This is a genomic window from Bradyrhizobium sp. (genome assembly GCF_004799405.1).
Classification (GTDB): Bacteria; Pseudomonadota; Alphaproteobacteria; order Rhizobiales; family Xanthobacteraceae; genus Bradyrhizobium.
In genome coordinates, this window is the sequence record NZ_SSMW01000023.1 from 1 (window position 1) to 19,731 (window position 19,731).

At 63.0% G+C, this 19,731-nt stretch carries 14 protein-coding genes; 6 read left to right on the forward strand and 8 right to left on the reverse strand.

Translation table 11 applies throughout. The features are described 5' to 3' along the window. On the reverse strand, positions 1 to 308 hold a 308-nt coding region (locus E7813_RS03825; RefSeq protein WP_291571046.1), incomplete at its 3' end, for a hypothetical protein. A gap of 305 nt (positions 309 to 613) precedes the next feature. Between E7813_RS03825 and E7813_RS03830 the strand changes: the two genes are divergently transcribed. Beyond that, complete coding sequence (locus tag E7813_RS03830) at positions 614 to 2,023, forward strand: glycosyltransferase (protein WP_291571047.1); 1,410 nt, start codon at positions 614 to 616, stop codon at positions 2,021 to 2,023. A 62-nt stretch (positions 2,024 to 2,085) separates the two neighbouring features. Here E7813_RS03830 and E7813_RS03835 read toward each other — a convergent pair whose 3' ends face one another. The 7 genes from E7813_RS03835 to hemA form a co-directional block, all read right to left on the reverse strand. After that, positions 2,086 to 2,808 (reverse strand): TSUP family transporter, encoded by a 723-nt coding sequence (locus E7813_RS03835; RefSeq protein WP_291571049.1) that lies wholly within the window; start codon positions 2,806 to 2,808, stop codon positions 2,086 to 2,088. Positions 2,809 to 2,866: 58 nt separating this feature from the next. Continuing rightward, entirely contained in the window at positions 2,867 to 6,376 is a 3,510-nt protein-coding gene (locus E7813_RS03840; RefSeq protein ID WP_291571051.1) for a hybrid sensor histidine kinase/response regulator, read from the reverse strand. Between the two features lie 154 nt (positions 6,377 to 6,530). Continuing rightward, complete coding sequence (locus E7813_RS03845) at positions 6,531 to 9,128, reverse strand: TRAP transporter permease (RefSeq protein ID WP_291571053.1); 2,598 nt, start codon at positions 9,126 to 9,128, stop codon at positions 6,531 to 6,533. Between the two features lie 68 nt (positions 9,129 to 9,196). Continuing rightward, on the reverse strand, positions 9,197 to 10,168 hold the full coding sequence (locus E7813_RS03850; protein ID WP_291571055.1) for a TAXI family TRAP transporter solute-binding subunit: 972 nt from the start codon (positions 10,166 to 10,168) through the stop codon (positions 9,197 to 9,199). A gap of 69 nt (positions 10,169 to 10,237) precedes the next feature. Further along, positions 10,238 to 11,563, reverse strand: coding sequence for an aspartate aminotransferase family protein (locus E7813_RS03855; RefSeq protein ID WP_291571057.1), 1,326 nt, complete (start codon positions 11,561 to 11,563; stop codon positions 10,238 to 10,240). Next, positions 11,560 to 12,447 (reverse strand): MurR/RpiR family transcriptional regulator, encoded by an 888-nt coding sequence (locus E7813_RS03860; RefSeq protein ID WP_291571124.1) that lies wholly within the window; start codon positions 12,445 to 12,447, stop codon positions 11,560 to 11,562. Before E7813_RS03860 ends, E7813_RS03855 begins: the two co-directional genes overlap by 4 nt. Before the next feature lie 262 nt (positions 12,448 to 12,709). Beyond that, positions 12,710 to 13,939, reverse strand: coding sequence for a 5-aminolevulinate synthase (gene hemA, locus E7813_RS03865; RefSeq protein ID WP_291571060.1), 1,230 nt, complete (start codon positions 13,937 to 13,939; stop codon positions 12,710 to 12,712). Between the two features lie 310 nt (positions 13,940 to 14,249). On the opposite strand from hemA, the gene E7813_RS03870 reads away from it, so the two are divergent. Genes E7813_RS03870 through E7813_RS03890 form a run of 5 tightly spaced genes read left to right on the forward strand, consistent with a single transcriptional unit; the run spans position 14,250 to position 19,717 of the window. Further along, positions 14,250 to 15,485, forward strand: a complete 1,236-nt coding sequence (locus E7813_RS03870; protein WP_291571062.1) for an amidohydrolase family protein — start codon at positions 14,250 to 14,252, stop codon at positions 15,483 to 15,485. Beyond that, positions 15,485 to 16,723: an amidohydrolase family protein gene (locus tag E7813_RS03875; RefSeq protein WP_291571064.1), complete on the forward strand. Its 1,239-nt coding sequence runs from the start codon at positions 15,485 to 15,487 to the stop codon at positions 16,721 to 16,723. The genes E7813_RS03870 and E7813_RS03875 overlap by 1 nt, the downstream gene beginning before the upstream one ends. A 27-nt stretch (positions 16,724 to 16,750) precedes the next feature. After that, positions 16,751 to 17,581, forward strand: coding sequence for an ABC transporter permease (locus tag E7813_RS03880; protein WP_291571066.1), 831 nt, complete (start codon positions 16,751 to 16,753; stop codon positions 17,579 to 17,581). Positions 17,582 to 17,583: 2 nt separating this feature from the next. Next, positions 17,584 to 18,636, forward strand: coding sequence for an ABC transporter ATP-binding protein (locus E7813_RS03885; RefSeq protein WP_291571067.1), 1,053 nt, complete (start codon positions 17,584 to 17,586; stop codon positions 18,634 to 18,636). 37 nt (positions 18,637 to 18,673) lie between these two features. After that, positions 18,674 to 19,717 (forward strand): extracellular solute-binding protein, encoded by a 1,044-nt coding sequence (locus E7813_RS03890; protein ID WP_291571069.1) that lies wholly within the window; start codon positions 18,674 to 18,676, stop codon positions 19,715 to 19,717. Positions 19,718 to 19,731: the final 14 nt, after the last annotated feature.

Genomic DNA, 19,731 nt, shown 5'->3' on the forward strand with positions numbered 1-19,731 from the left:
CAGCCGTAGATCCTGCCGGCATCCTTCAGATAGCTAGCGAAGAGCTTTTCGAATTGCGCCTCGGAGACCAGCAGATCGTCATCCTGAAACCAGATCGTGTCGTTGTCGGCCAGCGCGACCAGGCCGTATCGCGCAAGGCAGCCGAAATTCCGTCCGGAATTGATAATCGTGGCGCCCGGGAGTGTCAGGTTTTGATCGGGATTGTTGTTCCAGACCATGATCTCGCCAATCCGCTTCCAGGTCCGAAGCTCCGCGACAATGCGTGCGATGTTCTCCGGCCGCCGCCACGACAACAGAATCGCGCTCACCCTGGAATCGGATGCCGGTGCGCGAACCGGTAGCGGCGGTCTTGCGTCAACACCCGGAAGTTCACGCACGACGAACCGATCCTTTTCTGTTGAACGCCGGGCGGCGCCTTCGAAACTCCTGCCGCGGTCGCGCGCTTTCTGGTCGGCTGCCACGTCGCGGTTGCATTACCCGGCTTTCTCCTCGCCAGCCTATGGTGACAAATACCGAATTTGGTTACAATCTGGAAATAGCCGGCCCGGCACCCAGAAGTAGTCCCCCAAGAACTATCTTATTGAGGTAGGATATCTCCGCCATCGTCCTTTCAATGGTTTGGCTGTTGGGCGGCATATTGGTTTCTTGCGCCCTGGTTGAAGCGTTTGAACTGATTGAACTGCAGGCCGCAAGCTCGAATATTCCCGCCATCGTCCCGCCGCCCGGGCAAACACAGCCTTTTGTCAGCTTTCACGTCCCCATCTGCTCCGAACCGCCTGAGGTCGTCGCCCGGACGCTTCGCGCGCTGGACAGGCTCGAATACGATTCGTTCGAAGTGCTTGTCATCGACAATAACACCCAAGACGAGCAACTGTGGCGTCCGATAGAGGCGCTTTGTCGCGAGCTGGGCCCCCGCTTCCGGTTTTTTCACCTCGAGAATTGTCCCGGCTTCAAGGCCGGCGCCTTGAACTTCGGCCTGCAACGGACGGCGGAAGCGGCGGTCCTGATCGGCGTGGTCGACGCCGATTACGAAACGGTTCCGAAATTTCTCGCCGAGCTTGTCGGGTATTTCAGCGAACCAGAGATCACGTTTGTTCAGACGCCGCAGGACTATCGCGATTGGTCATCGAAGCCGTTCTCACGGATGTGCTACTGGGAATATTGGCAAGTCTTCGCCATTTCGATGCTGGTTCGCAGCCGGCACAACGCGATTCTGATGCATGGAACGATGAGCCTGATCCGCAAGGACGCCATTGCGCGCGCCGGCGGCTGGGCGGAATGGTGCCTGACCGAAGATTCGGAGTTGGGCCTGCGTCTATTGGGGAGCGGCTCCCGCAGCGTCTACACCACCAAGACCTATGGCCGCGGCCTGGTGCCGTTTACTTTCCGCGATTACAAGCGCCAGCGCCGGCGCTGGGTGATCGGTGGAGTCCAGCAGATCAAGCGCCATTTGCCGATCTTCCTGTCGAAGCCGAGCCACATGACGGCGATCCAGAAATTTGAATATATCCGCGGCTGGCTGCTGTGGTTTCGTGACGCCGTCATCGTCTGCTCGATCCCGGTGCTGCTGCTCGCCGCCGCCGGTATTTTGGCCGGCGTAATGAACCCGCACGTCCTGGCCCCGCTTTCGATCGGGTTGTTCGCCGTCGTACTTCAAATCGTTATTCGGCATCTCATCGTGTACCGGGTGTGCCTTTCGGTGAACTGGCGCGATGCTTTTGGCGCGATGGTGGCCAATTGCAGCCTGACCTGGACGGTGGGCTGCGCCTATCTGGTCGGTTCAACGACCGCGGACCAGGTGTTTCAGCGGACGCCGAAACGGCCGCATTCGGAACCAAGCTGGATCAGCAGCGTCCGCGCCGAGGCCCTGGTCGGCGCCATGATGCTGGCGCTCGCGGTCGCGGTCGGTATCCGCTACGGAGCCGGTGGCTGGGTCACCATCGTCGCGATGCTTTGCTACGCATGGCTGCTGCTGTCGGCGCCCTTTATGGCCTGGAGAGCGGCGATCGATGCATCCAGTTGAGCGCTGGTTTAGCGTCGATTCACCGAGGTGAAACCTCAATGAAGGCGCGCGCCGTCAGCGGCCTAGCGCAACAGAAGGGTGACACCGCTGGATGCGGCGATGCCGAGGATAATGAGGCGAAGCCGGTTTCCGTCGATGTGACCGGCCAGATGCGGCGCGACAGCGAGACCGATCGCGACGCCAGGCAACAGGATCGCGGCGCGCACCAGATGGGGGATACCGAACAATCCGAACCCTGCAAGGGCGGCAACAGCGCCCAGATAGGCAATCGAGAAGAAGGCACCGAGCATGGCCCGAGCGACACGCGGTTCGGCGTTTTGAAAGACGAGAGAAATCGGCGGTCCGTGGATGCCGACCATGGCTCCCATCACGCCGGCGGCAGCCCCGGCAAGCGCAAGCGAACGAGGCGTGGCTTCGAGCTTGTAGCCGGATACGCTGAGCAGAACCGCGAGCAGGACCAGCCCGCCAAAGGTCTTGTCGAGATTGAGGCCGGACGCGAATCGGAGCGCAAGCGCGCCAATGATTGTTCCGACGGCAAGTCCGGCCAGCGAATTGCGCAGCGCCGCAACATCGATGGCCGTCCGCTCCCGATAGGCGGTCAGCAGCGCGAGCATGACTCCGGCGAGCAGCATCGGGCCGGGAATAAAGCTTTGATCGACCAGCGCGAGAACCGGCACCACAAGAAGCGCAAGTCCAATTCCAACGGACGCCTGCAACGCCGAACCGATCGCCATGATGGCAACGGCGATGGCGACGTTAAGCGGTTCGAGCGGCTGTTCGATCATTGCCTGAGCTTAGCTGAAGTCGCTTCGCCAGCTCACGGTACATCGCGCGAGCCCAACATCATTCCGCTGCCACCATCTGCTGGGTGCGCCATTGCCCCAGCAGGGCGCGCAGCGAGGCCGGCTTGACCGGCTTGTTGAGCACCGCGATGTTCTCTTCGCGCGCGGCGGCCCGCACATGCGGGCTGCGATCGGCGGTGATCAGGATCGCCGGAATGTTCTCGCCGAAGCGGTGGCGAATGTCGCGGATCGCGGCGACGCCGTTGCCGCGGTCGAGATGATAGTCGACCAGGAGCCCGGTGACTTGTCCGCCCGCGGCCGCGATGGCCGCGATGGCGGCGTCCGGATCGGTCACCGCGATGACGTCGGCGTCCCAGGCCGTCAGCAGGGTTTTCATGCCGTCGAGAATCGCCGCATCGTTCTCGATGCAAATGATCAGGGCGCCGCTGATCGGCGTTTTGTTGAGCGGGGTCGCGGTGGTGACGGCCGCGGTGTAGTTGATCGCTGTCGCGATCGGCACCATCACCGAGAAGAACGAACCGCCGCTGAGATTGGAGTCGAGCGCGATGCCGTGGTTGAGGACGCGGGCGAGCCGCTCGACAATGGACAGTCCGAGCCCGAGGCCGCGCGCGATCCGCGCGCCTTGCTCCAGCCGATGAAATTCCTTGAAGATCTCGCTGCGCTTGAGAATCGGAATGCCGACCCCGGTGTCGTAAACGCCGATCTGCAGCGATTGGCCGTGGCGACGGCAGCCAACCAGCACGCGCCCGCGCGGCGTATATTTGATGGCGTTGGAGACCAGGTTTTGCAAAAGCCGCCGCAACAGCAGGCGGTCGGATTCCACCGGCAGCGAGCAGGGCACGAATGTCAGCTTCAGCCCCTTGTCACGCGCGATCGGCGCAAATTCGATTTCAAGCGAACGCATCAAATCGCTCATCTTGAAGCTCGCGATCGAGGTCGCCATGGCGCCGGCGTCGAGCCGTGAAATATCCAGCAGCGCCCCGAGGATTTCCTCGATCGCCTCCAGAGAATCGTCGATGTTTTCGACCAGCCGTGAATCCTCGCCGCCGCTCTGGCGCTCCACCAGGCTCGTCACATAGAGCCGCGCGGCATTGAGCGGTTGCAGGATGTCGTGGCTTGCGGCCGCCAGAAAACGCGTCTTCGAAATATTGGCGTCTTCCGCGGTGCTCTTGGCCTGCGCCAGTTGCGAATTCAGCCGGGTCAGCTCCTCGGTGCGGTCGCGCACGCGTTTCTCCAGCGTGGCATTGGCGCGCTCCAGCGCTTCGGCGGCCTCGAAGCTCGGCGTGACGTCGGAAAAGGTGATGACCAATCCGCCGCCGGGCATCCGGTTGCTGCGCACTTCGATCACCATGTGACGATCCGGCAGGCGTTCCAGGTAGGGCTCGCCCTCGATGGTGTAGGCGGCCAGACGTTTCTCCAGCAGTTGCTCGCTGTCGCCGAAGTTGGGCGGGTTGATCGTGCCCATGAATTCAAGGATTTCCCGCAGTGGAATCCCGATCTGCACCAGATCCGGCGGCAGGCCGAGAATTTCGCCGAACTGACGGTTCGAGCAGATCAATTGCAAATCGGCGTCGAACACCGCGATGCCCTGCCGCACATGGTTCAGCGCGGTCTGCAGGATCTCGCGGTTGAAATGCAGCGCGGCGTGGGAGTCATCGAGCAGTTTGAGCGCCGCCTTGGCGGAGACCGTGCGCTTGCGCAGCAACAGCGACATCACGAGGCGCGAGGATGCCGCTCCGATCGAGGACGCGATCAGATGCTCGGCATGCTGCAGCAATTCGAAATCCGCCGGCGCGGCCGGATCGACATCGGCGCCACGGGTGGCCGCGAATGCCTCGAACGAATGACGGGCGCGATCGGGGCCGAGATATTGCGCCACCGTTCCCTCGATGTCCTGCACCGTCACGGTGCTGCGCCAGCGCCGGAACGTCGGGGTCATCGGCGCCAGTGCGTTCGGTACGAACAGGTCCGCCTGCAACCGTTCGATCGATGACGGCTGGCGTGCCAGTGACAGCACGACATAGGTCAACAGGTTGAGCGAGAGCGACCAGAGCACGCCATGCAACAGCGGCGGCAGGTCGGCGCCGAACAAGGCTTGCGGACGCAGCGCCTCGATGCCGAACGGTCCGTGCTGCAAAAGCAGAAGCCCCGCGGTACTGCTGTCCAGGAAGCTTGGCAGAAACAGCGTGTAGACCCACACCGCGAAGCCGACCAGCATGCCGGCGATGGCGCCGCGCGCGGTCGCGCGCCGCCAGAACAGGCCGCCGAAAAATGCCGGGGCGAGCTGCGCGATGGCGGCAAAGGACAGCAGGCCGATCGCCGCCAGCTGGGTATTGCCGAGCGCGCGATAGTAAAAGTATGCCATCACCATGATGGCAAAAATCGCAAACCGGCGCATCCGGAGCACGAAGTCGCCGAAATCCTTTTGCCCGGTGCGCGCCTGCGGGCCGCGCTGCAGAACCAGCGGCATCACGATATCGTTGGACACCATGATCGACAGCGCGACGCATTCCACGATCACCATGGCGGTCGCCGCCGACAACCCGCCGATAAAGACGCCCACGCTGAGCAGGGGAGCATTCCCCTCCATCGGCAATGCCAGCACAAACATGTCGCTGTCGACCGCGCCGAACGGAAAGGTCACGAGCCCCGCCAGCGCGATCGGAATCACGAACACGTTGATGGCGATCAGATAAAGCGGAAACAGCCAGCGTGCCCGCCCGACCTCGGTATCGCTGGAATTTTCCACCACGCTGACGTGAAACTGCCGGGGCAGCAGCATGATCGCGCAAAACGACAGCAGCACCATGGTCAGGAAATTGCCGATCGAAGGCGAATAGTTGATGGCGCGCAGCGCTTCCGGGGTCTTCATCGCCCGTTCGACCAGTTCTACGGGGCTGAACATCCAGAACGTGACGAACGCGCCGGCCGCAAGGAAGGCCACCAGCTTGACGATGGATTCGGTGGCGACCGCCAGCATCAGGCCATGCTGATGCTCGGTCGCATCGGTCTGGCGGGTGCCGAACAGGACCGCGAACGCCGCCATCGCCAGCGTCACGTCGAGCGCGATATCGCCGATGATCGGAATCGAGGAGAAGGCCTGGTCTTCGCTCAGAATGGTTTCAAGCGACGACGCCACGGCCTTGAGCTGCAGCGCGATGTAGGGAACCGATCCGATGATCGCGATCAGCGCGACGGTCGCGGCAACCGACTGGCTCTTGCCGTAACGCGCCCCGATAAAATCGGCGATCGAGGTGATGTTCTGCGATTTCGCCAGCTGGATCACGCGGCGGATCAGCGGCGAACAGCATGCGATCATCAGGATCGGGCCGATGTAGATCGCGATGAAGTCGACGCTGGTGCGGGAGGCGAATCCGACTGAGCCGAAAAACGTCCAGGACGTGCAGTAGATCGCCAGCGACAGCGGATAGATCAGCGCGCTGGCGCGGCCGCGCCGCAGCGGCGACAGCCGGTCGCCCCGGCTAGCCACGAAAAACAGGAACCCGATGTAGCCGAAGGCGGCTGCGATCACGCCCCAATCGTGCAGCATCGCTGCTTGCTCCCTTGCGAAGGCTGACGCCCCGATCCGCGGCGAAACCTACCGCTTTGCGCCGCCGCAAGCGACAGCGAATTTCTGATCCAATCCGGAAATCAGGATCGTCGTTAAGTCCAGCGGGGGGCGAGGAAAATGCCGATAGCGAGGGTTAACCGGACGAGGCCGCAATCGCCAACCTGGATCGATGCCTTCTGCGCTGAAGCAGTACGATCCCTGCCAGCAGCAGGAAGGCGGGCAGCGTGAACAGATAGCGGCTGGGCCGGTGAGCCGGCACAAGCACCGCGGTGATCTCGTCCCCCGGGGCAAGGCCGTATTTGGCCGCCTCGCTGCCAAAACTGACCAGCTTGACCATGACAGTGTCGCCGAGCGTCGACAATGACAGCCCCGCGCCTTGCAGGCGTTGGGTTGCGGTCTTGCCCGATCGCATCGTCAGGCGCACCAGCTTCTCGACGTTGTCCCCGGCGCGCGATTGGCTTTTCACCCGGAAGCGCAAGGTCAAACCTTGCGGCACCGTTTCGGCCACCTTGACAAGGTCCGCAGGCGGACGCGCATCGAAAGGAGCCTGCAACCGGTCGAGCCAGTAACCGGGCCGGAACAAGGTAAAGCAGATCAACAACAGCGCGATTGTCTCGTACCACCGGTTCCGCGTCACCAGCCAGTCCTGCGTCGCGGCCACAAAACAACCCATCGCGACGATCGAACAGACCACCACCAACAGGAAATGGGTGACGTCGCCGATATCGATCAGCAGCAGCTCGGTGTTGAAGATGAAAATGAAGGGGAGCAGACCGGTGCGGATTTCATACCAGAATCCCTGCAGCCCGGTTTTGATAGGGTCGGCGCCGGAGATCGCCGCCGCGGCATAGGCAGCAAGGCCGGCCGGCGGATGCACGTCAGCCATCAATCCGAAATAGAACACGAACAGGTGTACCGCGACGAGCGGTACCGCCAGATCATTTTGCTGGGCGACCTCGACCAGGACGGGAGCCATCAGGGTCGCGACCACGACATAATTCGCGGTCGTCGGCATGCCGATACCCAGGATCAGGCAGATCAGCGCTGTCAGGAACAGCATCAGCATGAGATTGCCGCCGGACGCGGTCTCGACTATTTCGGTCATCACCAGCCCGATGCCGGTCAATGAGACCGTTCCGACGATAATGCCGGCGGCCGCCGTAGCGATGCCGACCGAGGTCATGTTGCGCGAGGCGTTCTGCAGGGCGGAAATGAGATCGTCAAAGCCTTCATGCAACCGCGTCACGAAGGCGTCCTCGCCGCGAAACGCCGCCACCAGGGGGCGCTGCGTGACCATGATGAAAATGAGGAACAGCGTGCCCCAGAAGGCCGACAGGCCGGGCGACATTTCCTCCACCATCAGGCACCAGATCAAGACGACGACGGGAAGCAGGAAGTGCAAGCCGGTGCGCGCGGTGTCGAAGAAATCCGGTACCCTGACGATCGCCTTGGTAAGATCGTCGATCGGCAGATCCGGATGCCTGGCTTTGTAACGAAGCAGTGCGATATAGGCCGCCAACAGCGCTGCACCGAGCATCCAGATCGCGGCGTCGCCGAATACGGTCTTGGTCCAGCCGATGCCCCAGTAAACGACGCCGCTCAGGATGATCATGCCGCACAGCGTCATCAGCGCACGCAGCAAGGAGTGGTGAATGGGCGCGGTGGACGATCGAGACAGCCCGCGCAATCCCAGTTTGGCCGCCTCGATGTCGACAATGTAGAACAGCGCGCCATAGGTGAGGAATGCCGGCAGGAAGGCGTGCTTGACCACTTCAGCGTAAGTAATGCCGACATATTCCGCGATCAGGAACGCCGCGGCACCCATCACCGGCGGCATCAATTGTCCGTTGACCCCGGCGGCGGCTTCGATTGCACCGGCTTTCACCGCCGAATAGCCGACGCGCTTCATCAGCGGAATGGTGAAGGTGCCGGTCATCACGGTGTTGGCGATCGAGGAGCCGGAAATCATGCCGGTCATGCCCGAAGCGACGACCCCCGCCTTCGCCGGGCCGCCGCGAAACGTGCCGAGCATGGCGAAGGCAAGCTGGATAAAATAATTTCCGGCGCCGGCCTTCTCCAGCAGGCTGCCGAACAGCACGAAAAAGAATACGACGTTGGTCGATACCCCAAGCGCTACACCGAAAATGCCTTCCGAGGTAAGCCACATCTGCGAGGCGACGCGCGAGAGGGACGCACCCTTGTGCCCCATCATCCCGGGCAGCCACGGGCCGGCAAAAATATAGACCAGCATAACAGCCGCGATGATGGCGAGCGCCGGTCCAACGGCACGCCTTGCGGCCTCCAGCAACAGCAGCACGCCGATGGTCGAAATCACCACGTCGGGCAACGTAGGCAAACCGGGGCGCAGCGAAATTTCCTGGTAGAAGGCGAGTAAATATGTCGCCGCGCCGACGCCGAGGGCCGCTAGGATCCAGTCGGTGATCGGAATTCGGTTGCGCGGAGATGATTTCAACGCCGGAAAGGTGGCAAAGGCCAGCAGGAACGCGAAGGTCAAATGAATGATGCGGGCCTGGCCGTCATTGATCACGCCGAAATGCAGTTTGTAGGGAAGCGGCGAGGCGTACCAGAGCTGGAACAGCGCCCAGGCCAGCGAGATGGCGAAAATGTAGCTCTTGGCAAGACCGGTCGGCTTGCGTCCGCCGGTGTCGGCTTCCGCCACCATGGTCTCGAGCGCCTCACGCTCCGGCGTTGCCAGAATGCTGTCCGTCATCGCGTTCCCCGCCCAAGCACGCAGCTTCATCGCAAAGGGGGCGGCCGCTGCCGCCCCCTCGGCCGAACTCACATCCAGCCTTTTTCCTTGTAGAACTTGATCGCGCCCGGATGCAGCGGCGCCGACAGCCCGTTCTTGATCATGTCCTTCGGATCGAGGTTGGCGAAGGCGGGATGCAGCTTCTTGAACTCATCGAAGTTGTCGAACACCGCCTTGACCAGTGCGTAGACAGTGGTGTCGGCGGCCTTCGCCGAGGTAATGACGGTGGCGAGTACGCCGTAGGTTTCGGTCGGATTGGCATTGTTGGCGTACATGCCGCCGGGGATCGTCGCCCTGGCGTAATACGGATGGGCGTTGAGTAGCGCGTCTATCGCCGGTCCGGTCAGCGAAATGAGCTTGGCGCCGCACGCGATGGTCGGGTCCTGAATCGCAGCCGACGGGTGGCCGACGCCGTAGAAGAATCCGTCGATCTTGTTGTCGCACAGCGCCGTTCCCTGCTCGTCGGCCTTGAGTTCGGCGGCGAGCGAGAAGTCGGCCTTGGTCCAGCCCATCTGCTTGAGCAGTTCTTCCATCGACGACAGCGTGCCGGAACCGGGATTGCCGATGTTGAAACGCTTGCCCTTGAAATCGGTGAACTGGGTCACGCCGGCGTCCTTGCGGGCCAATACCGTGAACGGCTCCGGATGCACGGAGAACACCGCGCGCAGATCGGGATCGGCCTTGTCCTTGAACTGGCCTTCGCCTTTGGCGGCCGCGAACTGAATGTCGGATTGCGCGAGCCCGAAATCGAGCTCGCCGGTCTTAATGGCGTTGGCGTTGAAGACGGATCCGCCGGTCGACTCGACCGAGCAGCGCAGGCCCGTTTCCGCCCGATTCTTGTTCATCAACCGGCACACCGCGCCGCCTACGGCGTAGTACACTCCGGTAACGCCGCCGGTGCCAATGGTAACGAATTTCTGCTGCGCCATTGCCGGCATGGTCAGCGATGTCAACGCGATCAGCGCCGCAGCCAGGCCCGTATTTCCGGTTCGAAACTTCATCAGCATGTCCCTCCATTTTTGGTGATTAACGCCCTGAACGTGTACCGGAGATGATCCGGGTCGATCTCGCTACGCCCCGACGGCGGCATCGATGGCGTCTCCCAGTCGTTCGACGATCGTGTCGATTGCTTCGCTGTCGATGATGAACGGCGGGGCCAGCAACACATGGTCGCCCTGCGTGCCATCGACCGTTCCTCCCATCGGATAGACCATGAGCCCGCGCGCCATCGCTTCACGCTTGATCTGCGCGTGCAATTTGCGCTGCGGATCGAACGGCTTTTTGGTGCCGCGGTCGGCCACGATCTCGAGCCCTTGAAACAGGCCGCGGCCACGCACGTCGCCGACGAACGGATGATTGCCGAATCGCTCCTGCAGCCGTCGCGCCAGATGGCCGCCCTGCTGGCGGACATTGGCGAGCAGATTGTCCCGGCGAATGACCCGCTGCACCGCCAGCGCTGCGGCGCAGGCGAGGGGGTGACCGGTATAGGTGTGGCTATGCTGGAAAGCGCCCGAGCCTTTCGCGATCGTCTCGAAGATTTTCCGATGCAGCAGGATCGCGCCGATCGGCGCGTAGCCGCCGCCCAGCCCCTTGGCGATCGCCAGGATATCCGGGCTGACGCCTTCCTGCTCGCAGGCGTGCAAGGTGCCGGTTCGGCCGATGCCGCACATCACCTCGTCGAGAATGAGCAAGATTCCATGCCGGTCGCAGATGTCGCGTACGCGTCTGAAATAGCCGGGCACCGCGGGGACCGCCCCGAGGGTGGCGCCGACGACCGTCTCGGCGACAAAGGCGATGACGTTCTCGCCGCCCAATTCCTCGATCTTGGACCCGAGCTCCGCGGCAAGCCGTTTGCCATAGGCTTCGGGCGTCTCGTCCGAACGGCGGTCCCGATATTGATAGACCGGCGACACATGATGCGTATCGATCAACAGCGGAGCGAATTGCCGGCGCTGCCATTCGCGGCCGCCGGTCGCCAGTGCCCCCAGCGTGACGCCGTGATAGCTCTGACGCCGGGCAATCAGAAAGCGTCGCTGCGGTTCGCCGCGTTCGACGAAATATTGTCGCGCCAGTTTCAGCGCCGCTTCGATCGCTTCGGATCCGCCGCTGACGAAGAAGGCATGGTCGAGGCCTTCCGGCGCGTGTGCGACCAGATCGTCGGCAAGCTCTTCGGCCGCTTGCGAGGTGAAGAAGCTGGTATGCGCATATTCCAGCCGGTCGAGCTGCGCGCGCATGGCGGCTAGAATGTCGGGATGCGAATGGCCGAGACAGGAAACCGCGGCGCCTCCGGAAGCGTCGATATAGTCTCTGCCCGCTGTATCGCGGATGTAGATGCCCTTGGCGCTTTCGGCGACCGGATAGCTGTGGTTGATCTGTCTGTGCAGGACGTGGGTCACGATCGATTGGGCCGCTTTCTTGTTGCCGGGAGATAAGTGTCGAAGGCTTCGAGCTGCTGCTCGCTTGCCGCCAGCGACTTGATGGTCTGGGTTCCCCTGCGCGCCGCAACCAGAGCCGTCAGGCATTCGATCGCGGCGAAGGCGGGTGTCATGGTGTGAAAGAACGAAGGTGTTTCGGTGCCGACGACCAGCGTCTGCCGGGATAACATCGCAAGCGGCGAGACCTCGCTGTCGGTAATGGCAATGATCCGTGCCCCGCGCTTGTCGGCGTAGCGGGCGGCCTGCACGGTCTGCCGCGTGTAGGGCTTGACCGAGATCGCCAGCAGCACATCGGCGGGACCGATCGTCCGCAACGCGTCGGTTGCAATGCCGCCGGGACCGTCGACCAGCACCGAGGCGGCCCCGAGCAGCGAGCGGGCATAATGAAAACCGTAAGCCACCGAAAAGGTCGAGCGCAACCCCAGACAAAACACGCGTTTGGATTTGGCGATGATTTCCGCGGCGGCCCTCAATCGATCGATCGCCGGTGGCGTCGAGAGTTCCTGCAGGTGAAGACTCAGCGAGGAAAAAATGTCCTGGATCAGCGCTTCGTCGCCCTCGCTGTCGCGCCGCCGCAGGAGCTCTGCGGCGCGCCCGCGATAGCTCTCCGGGCGCTGGCGGAAAGCTTCGGCGAACAGTCCGCGAATTTCGTCATAACCCTGGAGCTTGAACCGCTGCGCCAGCCGCGTCAGCGTTGCCGGCGGGATGCCGGCCCGCCGCGCCTGTTCGCGCATGGTGAGCAGCGCAACATCGGCTGGATGATCGATCACCCATCGCGCCGCCTCCTTCAGTTGCGGCGGCAACTCGTCAAAGCCCGCCGTCAGCTCAACAAGCAACTGTTTCATCGCCAAGGGGTCTGTCCTCGGATTGTCGTCATGACGAGCAGGCTAGATCTAGCACGCCGTGGATGCAACGTTCGTCTCAAAACGCAAGAAAACGGTTCAAACGTTTCGATCTTGCGGCGAAAAGGTCCATGGCCGATCGGTGGCGCGGCATCAGACGTCCCTTCGTCGAGGAGGATGGGATGGGTGGGCGGGGAAGTCGTGCCGGCGTCTCGCGCATGCTGCAAGCAGCGGCTATCCGGGGACCATGTCCGCGAAACGCAGCCTATTCGGCGGCCAGCGATTTCTTCCGGAGTGGCAGGCCGAGGCGCTCCCAGACCTGCAACAGCGCATCGGCGAGCTGATCAATCAATCCGTCGTCGTGATAGGGCGACGGCGTGATCCTCAGGCGCTCGGTGCCCCTGGCGACGGTCGGATAGTTGATCGGCTGGATATAGATATTGTGCTCTTCCAGCAGCAGGTCGGAGGCTTGCTTGCAATGTTCGGGGTCGCCGACGAACAGCGGCACGATATGGGTGTCGCTCGACATCACCGGCAGGCCTGCGGCGGCGAGGATCGCCTTGACGCGGGCGGCGCGGTCCTGATGACGTTCGCGCTCCCAGTTCGAGGTCTTGAGGTGCCGGATCGCCGCCGTCGCCGCCGAGCAGATCGCCGGCGGCAGCGCGGTCGTGAAGATAAAGCCGGGCGCGTAGGAACGGACGGCATCGATGATGTCGGCGCTTCCGGCGATGTAGCCGCCGAGGCAACCGAATGCCTTGGCCAGCGTGCCTTCCAGAATATCGATGCGGTGCATGACGCCGTCGCGCTCGGCGATGCCGCCGCCGCGCGGACCGTACATGCCGACCGCGTGAACCTCATCGACAAAGGTCATCGCGCCGTAACGTTCGGCGAGATCGCAGATCTTCGAAAGCGGCGAGATATCGCCGTCCATCGAATACAGGCTCTCGCAGACGATCAGTTTCGGCCGGTCAGGGCCCGCCGCGCGCAGCAGTTCCTCCAGATGCGCCATGTCGCTGTGACGGAACACCTGGCGCTCGCAGCCGGATTGGCGGATGCCCTCGATCATCGAATTGTGATTGAGCGCGTCCGACAGGATCAGGCAGTTCGGAATCAGCTTGCAGATCGTCGCAATGCCGGTCTGGTTCGAAACATAACCCGAAGTGAACAGCAGTGCCGCCTGCTTGCCGTGCAGATCGGCCAGTTCCTGCTCGAGTTGCACCAGGGGATGGTGCGTGCCCGCGATATTACGGGTGCCACCGGCGCCGGTGCCCACCCGGGTGGCGGTCTCGACCATGGCGCCGACTACCTTCGGATGCTGGCCCATGCCGAGATAGTCGTTGGAGCACCAGATCACGACATTGCGCGCGCCCTTGGGCGAATGCCACACCGCATGCGGAAACCGGCCCGCGATCCGTTCGAGATCGGCGAAAACCCGGTAACGCCGCTCGTCATGCAGGCGGCTGAGGGCGGTACTGAAGAACTGGCTGTAATCCATCGCAAAACCTGAAGCTGTGCCGAGGCAACGGGCCAACGCGGCGAGGCCTTTTTAGAGCGTTTCCAGGTTTGATGTCGAGCCGGAATTGGGCCTTCGGATGCCTCGTCGGCGGGACGCCGGGTTGTTTCAGGCGCGGATCAAGACACGCTTGTCTCTGCGGCATGCGAGGCGCCGTTTGGCGGGGCCGCGCCGATGCGCCGGAAACCGGCATTTTCCGGCCGTAACGCGCTCACGACGCTGGCGCAGCGTGCCATTGACGCCGGAAAATCAGCGTAGGACATTTCAAGCACGAGCGAACGGGAAGCCGGCCATGGATGTCTACCATTTCAAGAATTTCGAAATGCTCGATCCGGCGGCCGGGGAATTGCGCGGCGGCCACGAACTGGTGGTCGAAGGCGACACCATCCGGGAAGTCTCGGAGAAACCGATCAAGCTTGCCAACGCCAGCATCGTCGACTGCGGCAAGCGCACGCTGATGCCCGGCCTGATCGACAGCCATGTGCACGTGGTGCTGTCCGAGGTCGTGATCCGCAATTTGGAAAGCATGCCGTTGACGCTGATGACCGCGCGCGCGGCCGGCCTGATGCGCAAGATGCTCGACCGCGGCTTCACCAGCGTGCGCGACACCGGCGGCGCCGATTGGGGCCTCAAGGAAGCGACGGATAAAGGGTTGTTGCCGGGGCCGCGGTTGTTCATCGCCGGACGCGCGATCGGGCCCACCGGCGGCCACAGCGACGGCCGCCGCCGCACCGATGTTGGCGCACGCTGTCAATGCTGCAACGCCTTGGCGTTCTCCATGGGCATCGCCGACGGCGTTTCCGAAGTCCGCCGCGCGGTGCGCGAGGAAATGCGCCAGGGTTGCGACCAGGTGAAGATCATGATGTCCGGCGGCGTCGCCTCCCCCTACGATCCGCTCGATAGCCTGCAGTTCTCGGTGGACGAGGTGGCGGCGGCGGTGGAGGAAGCGCGTGCCTTCGGCCGCTATGTCTGCGCTCACGCCTATACGCCGGAAGCCATCACGCGCGCGGCGCATGCCGGCGTGCGCACGATCGAGCACGGCAACCTGATCGACGATGCCTCGGCAAAGCTGATGGCCGCGAAGGGCATGTTCCTGGTCGCCAATCTCGTCACTTATTTCGAGATGAAGAAGCATGCCGCCGAATACGGCATGAGTTCGGATATGCTGGCCAAGAACGACCTCGTTATCGACGGCGCCTTGAAGTCACTCGAAATCTGCAAGCGCCACGGCATCCCGGTCGCCTACGGCACCGACCTGCTCGGCCAGTTGCAGGTGGCGCAGTCCGACGAATTCACGCTCCGCGCCCAGGTGCTGTCGCCGGCCGAGATCATCCGCTCAGCCACCACGATCGGCGCAGCGGTCGTGCGCATGGAGGGCAAGCTCGGCTGCCTGAAGCCGGGCGCCTTTGCCGACCTGCTGGTCGTCGACGGCAATCCGCTTCTGAATCTGAAGCTGTTTCAGGAGGAAGGTCGGCACCTTTCGGTCATCATGAAAGGCGGACGCTTCCACAAGAACCGGCTGCAGTGATGTCCCGGCAAATCCTGTTCAGGAATTTCGAATTGCTCGAACCCTCGTTCGGCGAATTGCGTGGCGGCTATCAGTTGCTGGTCGAGGGCGACACCGTCAAGGAACTCAGCGACAGGCCGATCGAGGCGCGTGAAGCGACGGTGATCGATTGCGGCAAGCGCACTCTGATGCCGGGACTGATCGACTGTCATGTTCACGCCATCCACAGCGAGGTCAACGTCCGTTTCATGGAGGCGATGCCGCTGACGTTGATTGCGGCGCGCGCGGCGACGCGATTGCGCGCCATGCTCGACCGCGGCTTCACCACCGTGCGCGACACCGGAGGGGCCGACTGGGGCATCAAGACCGCGATCGAAACCGGACATATCACCGGTCCGCGTATTTATATCGCGGGACAGTCGATCGGCCCCACCGGCGGTCATTCGGATTCGCGCCGCCGCACCAACCGGGGCGGCGAATGCGTCTGCTGCAACGGCCTGCAGTTCAAGTCCGCCATCGCCGACGGCGCCGATGAAGTCCGCAAGTCCGCGCGCGAGCAGATGCGCCAGGGCGCCGACCATGTAAAGATCATGATGTCGGGCGGCGTCGCATCGCCCTACGATCCGCTCGACAGCCTGCAATTCTCCGACGGCGAAGTCAGCGCGGCGGTGGAAGAGGCGACCGCCTTCGGGCGCTACGTCTGCGCCCATGCCTATTCGGCGGAGGCCATCACCCGCGCCGCGCGGCTTGGCGTGCGCACCATCGAGCACGGCAATCTGATCGACGACGCCAGCGCGAAAGCAATGGCGGAAAAGGGCATGTATCTGGTTGCCAACCTCGTCACTTACTACGCCATGAAAGAGCGGGCCGCGCAGTGGGGCATGATCGGTGAAAGCCTCGCCAAGAACGAAATCGTGCTGCAGGGCGGGCTGAAGTCGCTGGAAATCTGCAAGCGCCACGGCATCCCCGTCGCCTATGGCAGCGACCTGCTGGGCGAGTTGCATTGGGACCAGTCGAGGGAGTTCACCATCCGTCAGGAGGTGGTCGCGCCGATCGAGATCATCCGCTCGGCGACCACCATCGGCGCGGAAGTGCTGCGCATGCCGGGCAGGGTGGGCACGTTGCAGCCGGGCGCCTTTTCCGACGCTATCGCCGTCGACGGCAATCCGCTGAAAGACCTTGCGCTGCTTGGCGATCAGGGCAAACATCTTTCCCTGATCATGAAGGCGGGTGTGTTGCACAAGAACCGGCTGAATTGATCGAAAGATGCGCGCAGCGAGGCGATCTTGACCGTCGTTCCCGGATGGACTTCATCACGCGTCGTCGGCCGCGTGGCGCTTGGAACCGCGGCCGGCGTGTCGCTGGCGTATATCCTGCTGCCGATGTTCTTCGTGATCTGGCTGGCGTTCTTCGCCCAGGAAATTCCGTCGTTCCCTCCGGAAGGCTATTCGCTGAAATGGTTCCGCGCCATTCCGGGCAATGACAGGTTCGTCTCGGGATTCCTGCTCAGCCTGCAGGTCGCCGTGGTCGCGACCTTGATCGGTCTTGCCATCGGCGTTCCCGCCGCGGTTTGCCTGGTGCGAGGGCGCTTCATCGGGCGTGAAGCGGTGAACAACCTGCTGTTGCTGCCGCTGATCGTGCCGGGCATCGTGCTCGGCATCGCGCTGTTTGTCTTCCACGTCGAGGCCGAGATCGCGACCGGCTGGCCGATCCTCGGTTCGCTCGGCGGTCTGATCGCCGGTCACGTCCTGATTGCCATACCCTGGACGGTGCGCCTCATCACCGCCAGCCTTGTCGGCATGGATCGCGCCGTCGAGGAAGCGGCGCAAAGCATGGGCGCGAACCGCCTGACCACGTTCCGGCGCATTACCCTGCCGGCCATTTTGCCGGGGATCGTTGCGGCAGCCTTGTTTGGCTTCGTCGCCTCGTTCGGGAATCTGGAAATGAGCCTGTTTCTGGTCGGTCCCGGCCGCACCACGCTGCCGATCGCGATCCTGCAATACCTCGAATGGAAGATCGACCCGACCATCGCGGCGGTGTCGGTTCTCCAGATGCTGTTCATCGGCGGCGCCATGCTGTTGACCGATCGTTTCGTCAAAATCGGCCGGGTGGTCTGACGATGGCGCGCCTGCAACTGACCGGCATCACCAAATGCTACGGCGACTTCAAGGCCGTCGATGACGTTTCGCTCGAGATCGTCGACGGCGAGTTCCTGGTCCTGCTCGGTCCCTCCGGCTGCGGCAAGACCACGACCTTGCGCGTCGTTGCCGGCTTCATCGAGCCGACCTCCGGCACCGTGCGGCTGGGCGAACGCGACATCACCGCGCTGCCGCCTTGGAAGCGTAACGCCGGTCTGGTGTTCCAGAGCTACGCGCTGTTTCCGCACATGAGCGTGGCCGAGAACATCGCGTTCGGTCTCGAGATGCGCAAGATGCCGAAGGCGGAGATGGCGCCGAAGATCGCCGAGGCCTTGCGCCTGGTGCGGCTCGATCATCTCAGCGACCGGCTGCCGCGGCAATTGTCCGGCGGCCAGCAGCAGCGCGTGGCGCTGGCCCGCGCGCTGGTCTTCCGGCCCGATGTACTGCTGCTCGATGAGCCGCTGTCCAATCTCGACGCCAAGCTGCGCCAGGAGGTTCGGGTTGAAATCCGCGAACTGCAACGCAAGCTCGGATTGACCACCGTGATGGTCACCCACGACCAGGAGGAAGCCTTGACCATGGCCGACCGCCTCGTCGTCATGAGCGAGGGCCGTATTCGCCAGGTCGGGTCGCAGCAGGATCTCTACGAGCGCCCGTCGGAAAAATTCGTCGCGGATTTCGTCGGCCGCTCCACCTTCATCGATGGCCGCATCGAGGGTCCCGGCCGCTTCGTCTCGGCCGGCGGCCTCGTCGTCGCCTGCGATGCCTCCGGCGCCGGCAGCGCCGCGCTCGCGCTGCGCCCCGAACGCCTTGCGCTGATGACGGCCGCAGCACCGGCGATGGACAACAGCTTTCCCGGATCAGTGGAATTCATCTCCTATCTCGGGTCGCAGGTCGACCTGCACGTCCGCCTGTCGCCGCTGGAACGGATCATCGTGCAGATCCAGAACCGGCCGGAACAGCCCTTGCCGGTGATCGGACAACAGGTCCATGTCGGCTGGAGCAAATCGACAGGCCGCGTATTCCAGTCATAATGTCCCCGCCAACCATTCAACGCCCGGAGGTGTCCACATGACCAGATCGAAATCGCGCCGCGAAGTCCTGCTCGGCGCAGCAGCGCTGGCCGGCACGGCCTGCCTGCCTCGCAATGCATCGGCGCAATCGAAGGGCCGCATCGTCGTCGGCACCTGGGGCGGCGACTACGCCCGCTTGCTCAACAAGAATATCGAGGTGCCGATCCTGATCAAGGACGGCTGGGAAGTGGTGCAGGATCAGGCCGGCGATCCCGAGCGGCGCTCCAAAATGATCGCCGAGCAGCGGCTGCCGCGGGGCACCTCGGACGTGCAGGGTCTATCGGCGCTCAATATGGCGCAGATGCAGGATGCCGGCACCGTGCTGACGATCGATTACGGCAAGCTCAAGAATGCCGGCAATCTGCTGCCGTCGATGAAGTATCCCTACGGCGTCGGCCACATCTATTCGGGCAAGGTCGGCGTCTACAATCCGAAGATGTTCACGACGGCGCCGGTCAGTTACAAGGACGTGTTCAATCCCGGGCACGGCAACAAGCTCGGCATCATCGACATCCAGTACCAGTACACGCTGGTTTGCGCGACGCTTGCCGCCGGCGGCAAGGTCAACGATCTCGAGCCCGGCAAGAAACTGCTGCTGGAATGCAAGAACGCCGGCATGCGGATTTACCCCACCAACGAGGCGTTCGCGCAAGGACTGAAGGCGGAGGAATTCGGCGTCGGCGCGATGTGGAAGGCGCGTGTCGTTCAATGGCAGAACGCGGGCATTTCCGTCAACGCCGTTGCGCCTGCGGAAGGAACGCTCGCCTACATCTCCGGTTTCGTCATCCCGAAGAACGCGCCCAACAAGGACGGCGCCTACGCCTATCTCGACGCCATGCTCGACAAGAGCGCGCAGGAAGCCTTCGCCGTCGACATGGGTTACAATCCCACCGTCACCAACGCGGTGGTCGCGCCGGATCTCAACAAGCGCATCGGGTTCACTCCCGACGAGATCAAGAAACTTGTCGATCTCGACTATGATTACATGAACAAGAACGACATCGCGCTCAAGGAATGGTGGGACAAGGTGCTGAAGAGCTGAGCGGCCAGTCGCGA

Bases quoted from the DNA above. Each gene is read 5' to 3' on its own strand.
- E7813_RS03890 (WP_291571069.1), top strand. From the start codon at position 18,674: ATGACCAGATCGAAATCGCGCCGCGAAGTCCTGCTCGGCGCAGCAGCG.
- E7813_RS03870 (WP_291571062.1), top strand. From the start codon at position 14,250: ATGGATGTCTACCATTTCAAGAATTTCGAAATGCTCGATCCGGCGGCC.
- E7813_RS03830 (WP_291571047.1), top strand. From the start codon at position 614: ATGGTTTGGCTGTTGGGCGGCATATTGGTTTCTTGCGCCCTGGTTGAA.
- E7813_RS03835 (WP_291571049.1), bottom strand. From the start codon at position 2,808: ATGATCGAACAGCCGCTCGAACCGCTTAACGTCGCCATCGCCGTTGCC.
- E7813_RS03845 (WP_291571053.1), bottom strand. From the start codon at position 9,128: ATGACGGACAGCATTCTGGCAACGCCGGAGCGTGAGGCGCTCGAGACC.
- E7813_RS03840 (WP_291571051.1), bottom strand. From the start codon at position 6,376: ATGCTGCACGATTGGGGCGTGATCGCAGCCGCCTTCGGCTACATCGGG.
- E7813_RS03885 (WP_291571067.1), top strand. From the start codon at position 17,584: ATGGCGCGCCTGCAACTGACCGGCATCACCAAATGCTACGGCGACTTC.
- E7813_RS03875 (WP_291571064.1), top strand. From the start codon at position 15,485: ATGTCCCGGCAAATCCTGTTCAGGAATTTCGAATTGCTCGAACCCTCG.
- E7813_RS03850 (WP_291571055.1), bottom strand. From the start codon at position 10,168: ATGAAGTTTCGAACCGGAAATACGGGCCTGGCTGCGGCGCTGATCGCG.
- E7813_RS03860 (WP_291571124.1), bottom strand. From the start codon at position 12,447: ATGAAACAGTTGCTTGTTGAGCTGACGGCGGGCTTTGACGAGTTGCCG.
- hemA (WP_291571060.1), bottom strand. From the start codon at position 13,939: ATGGATTACAGCCAGTTCTTCAGTACCGCCCTCAGCCGCCTGCATGAC.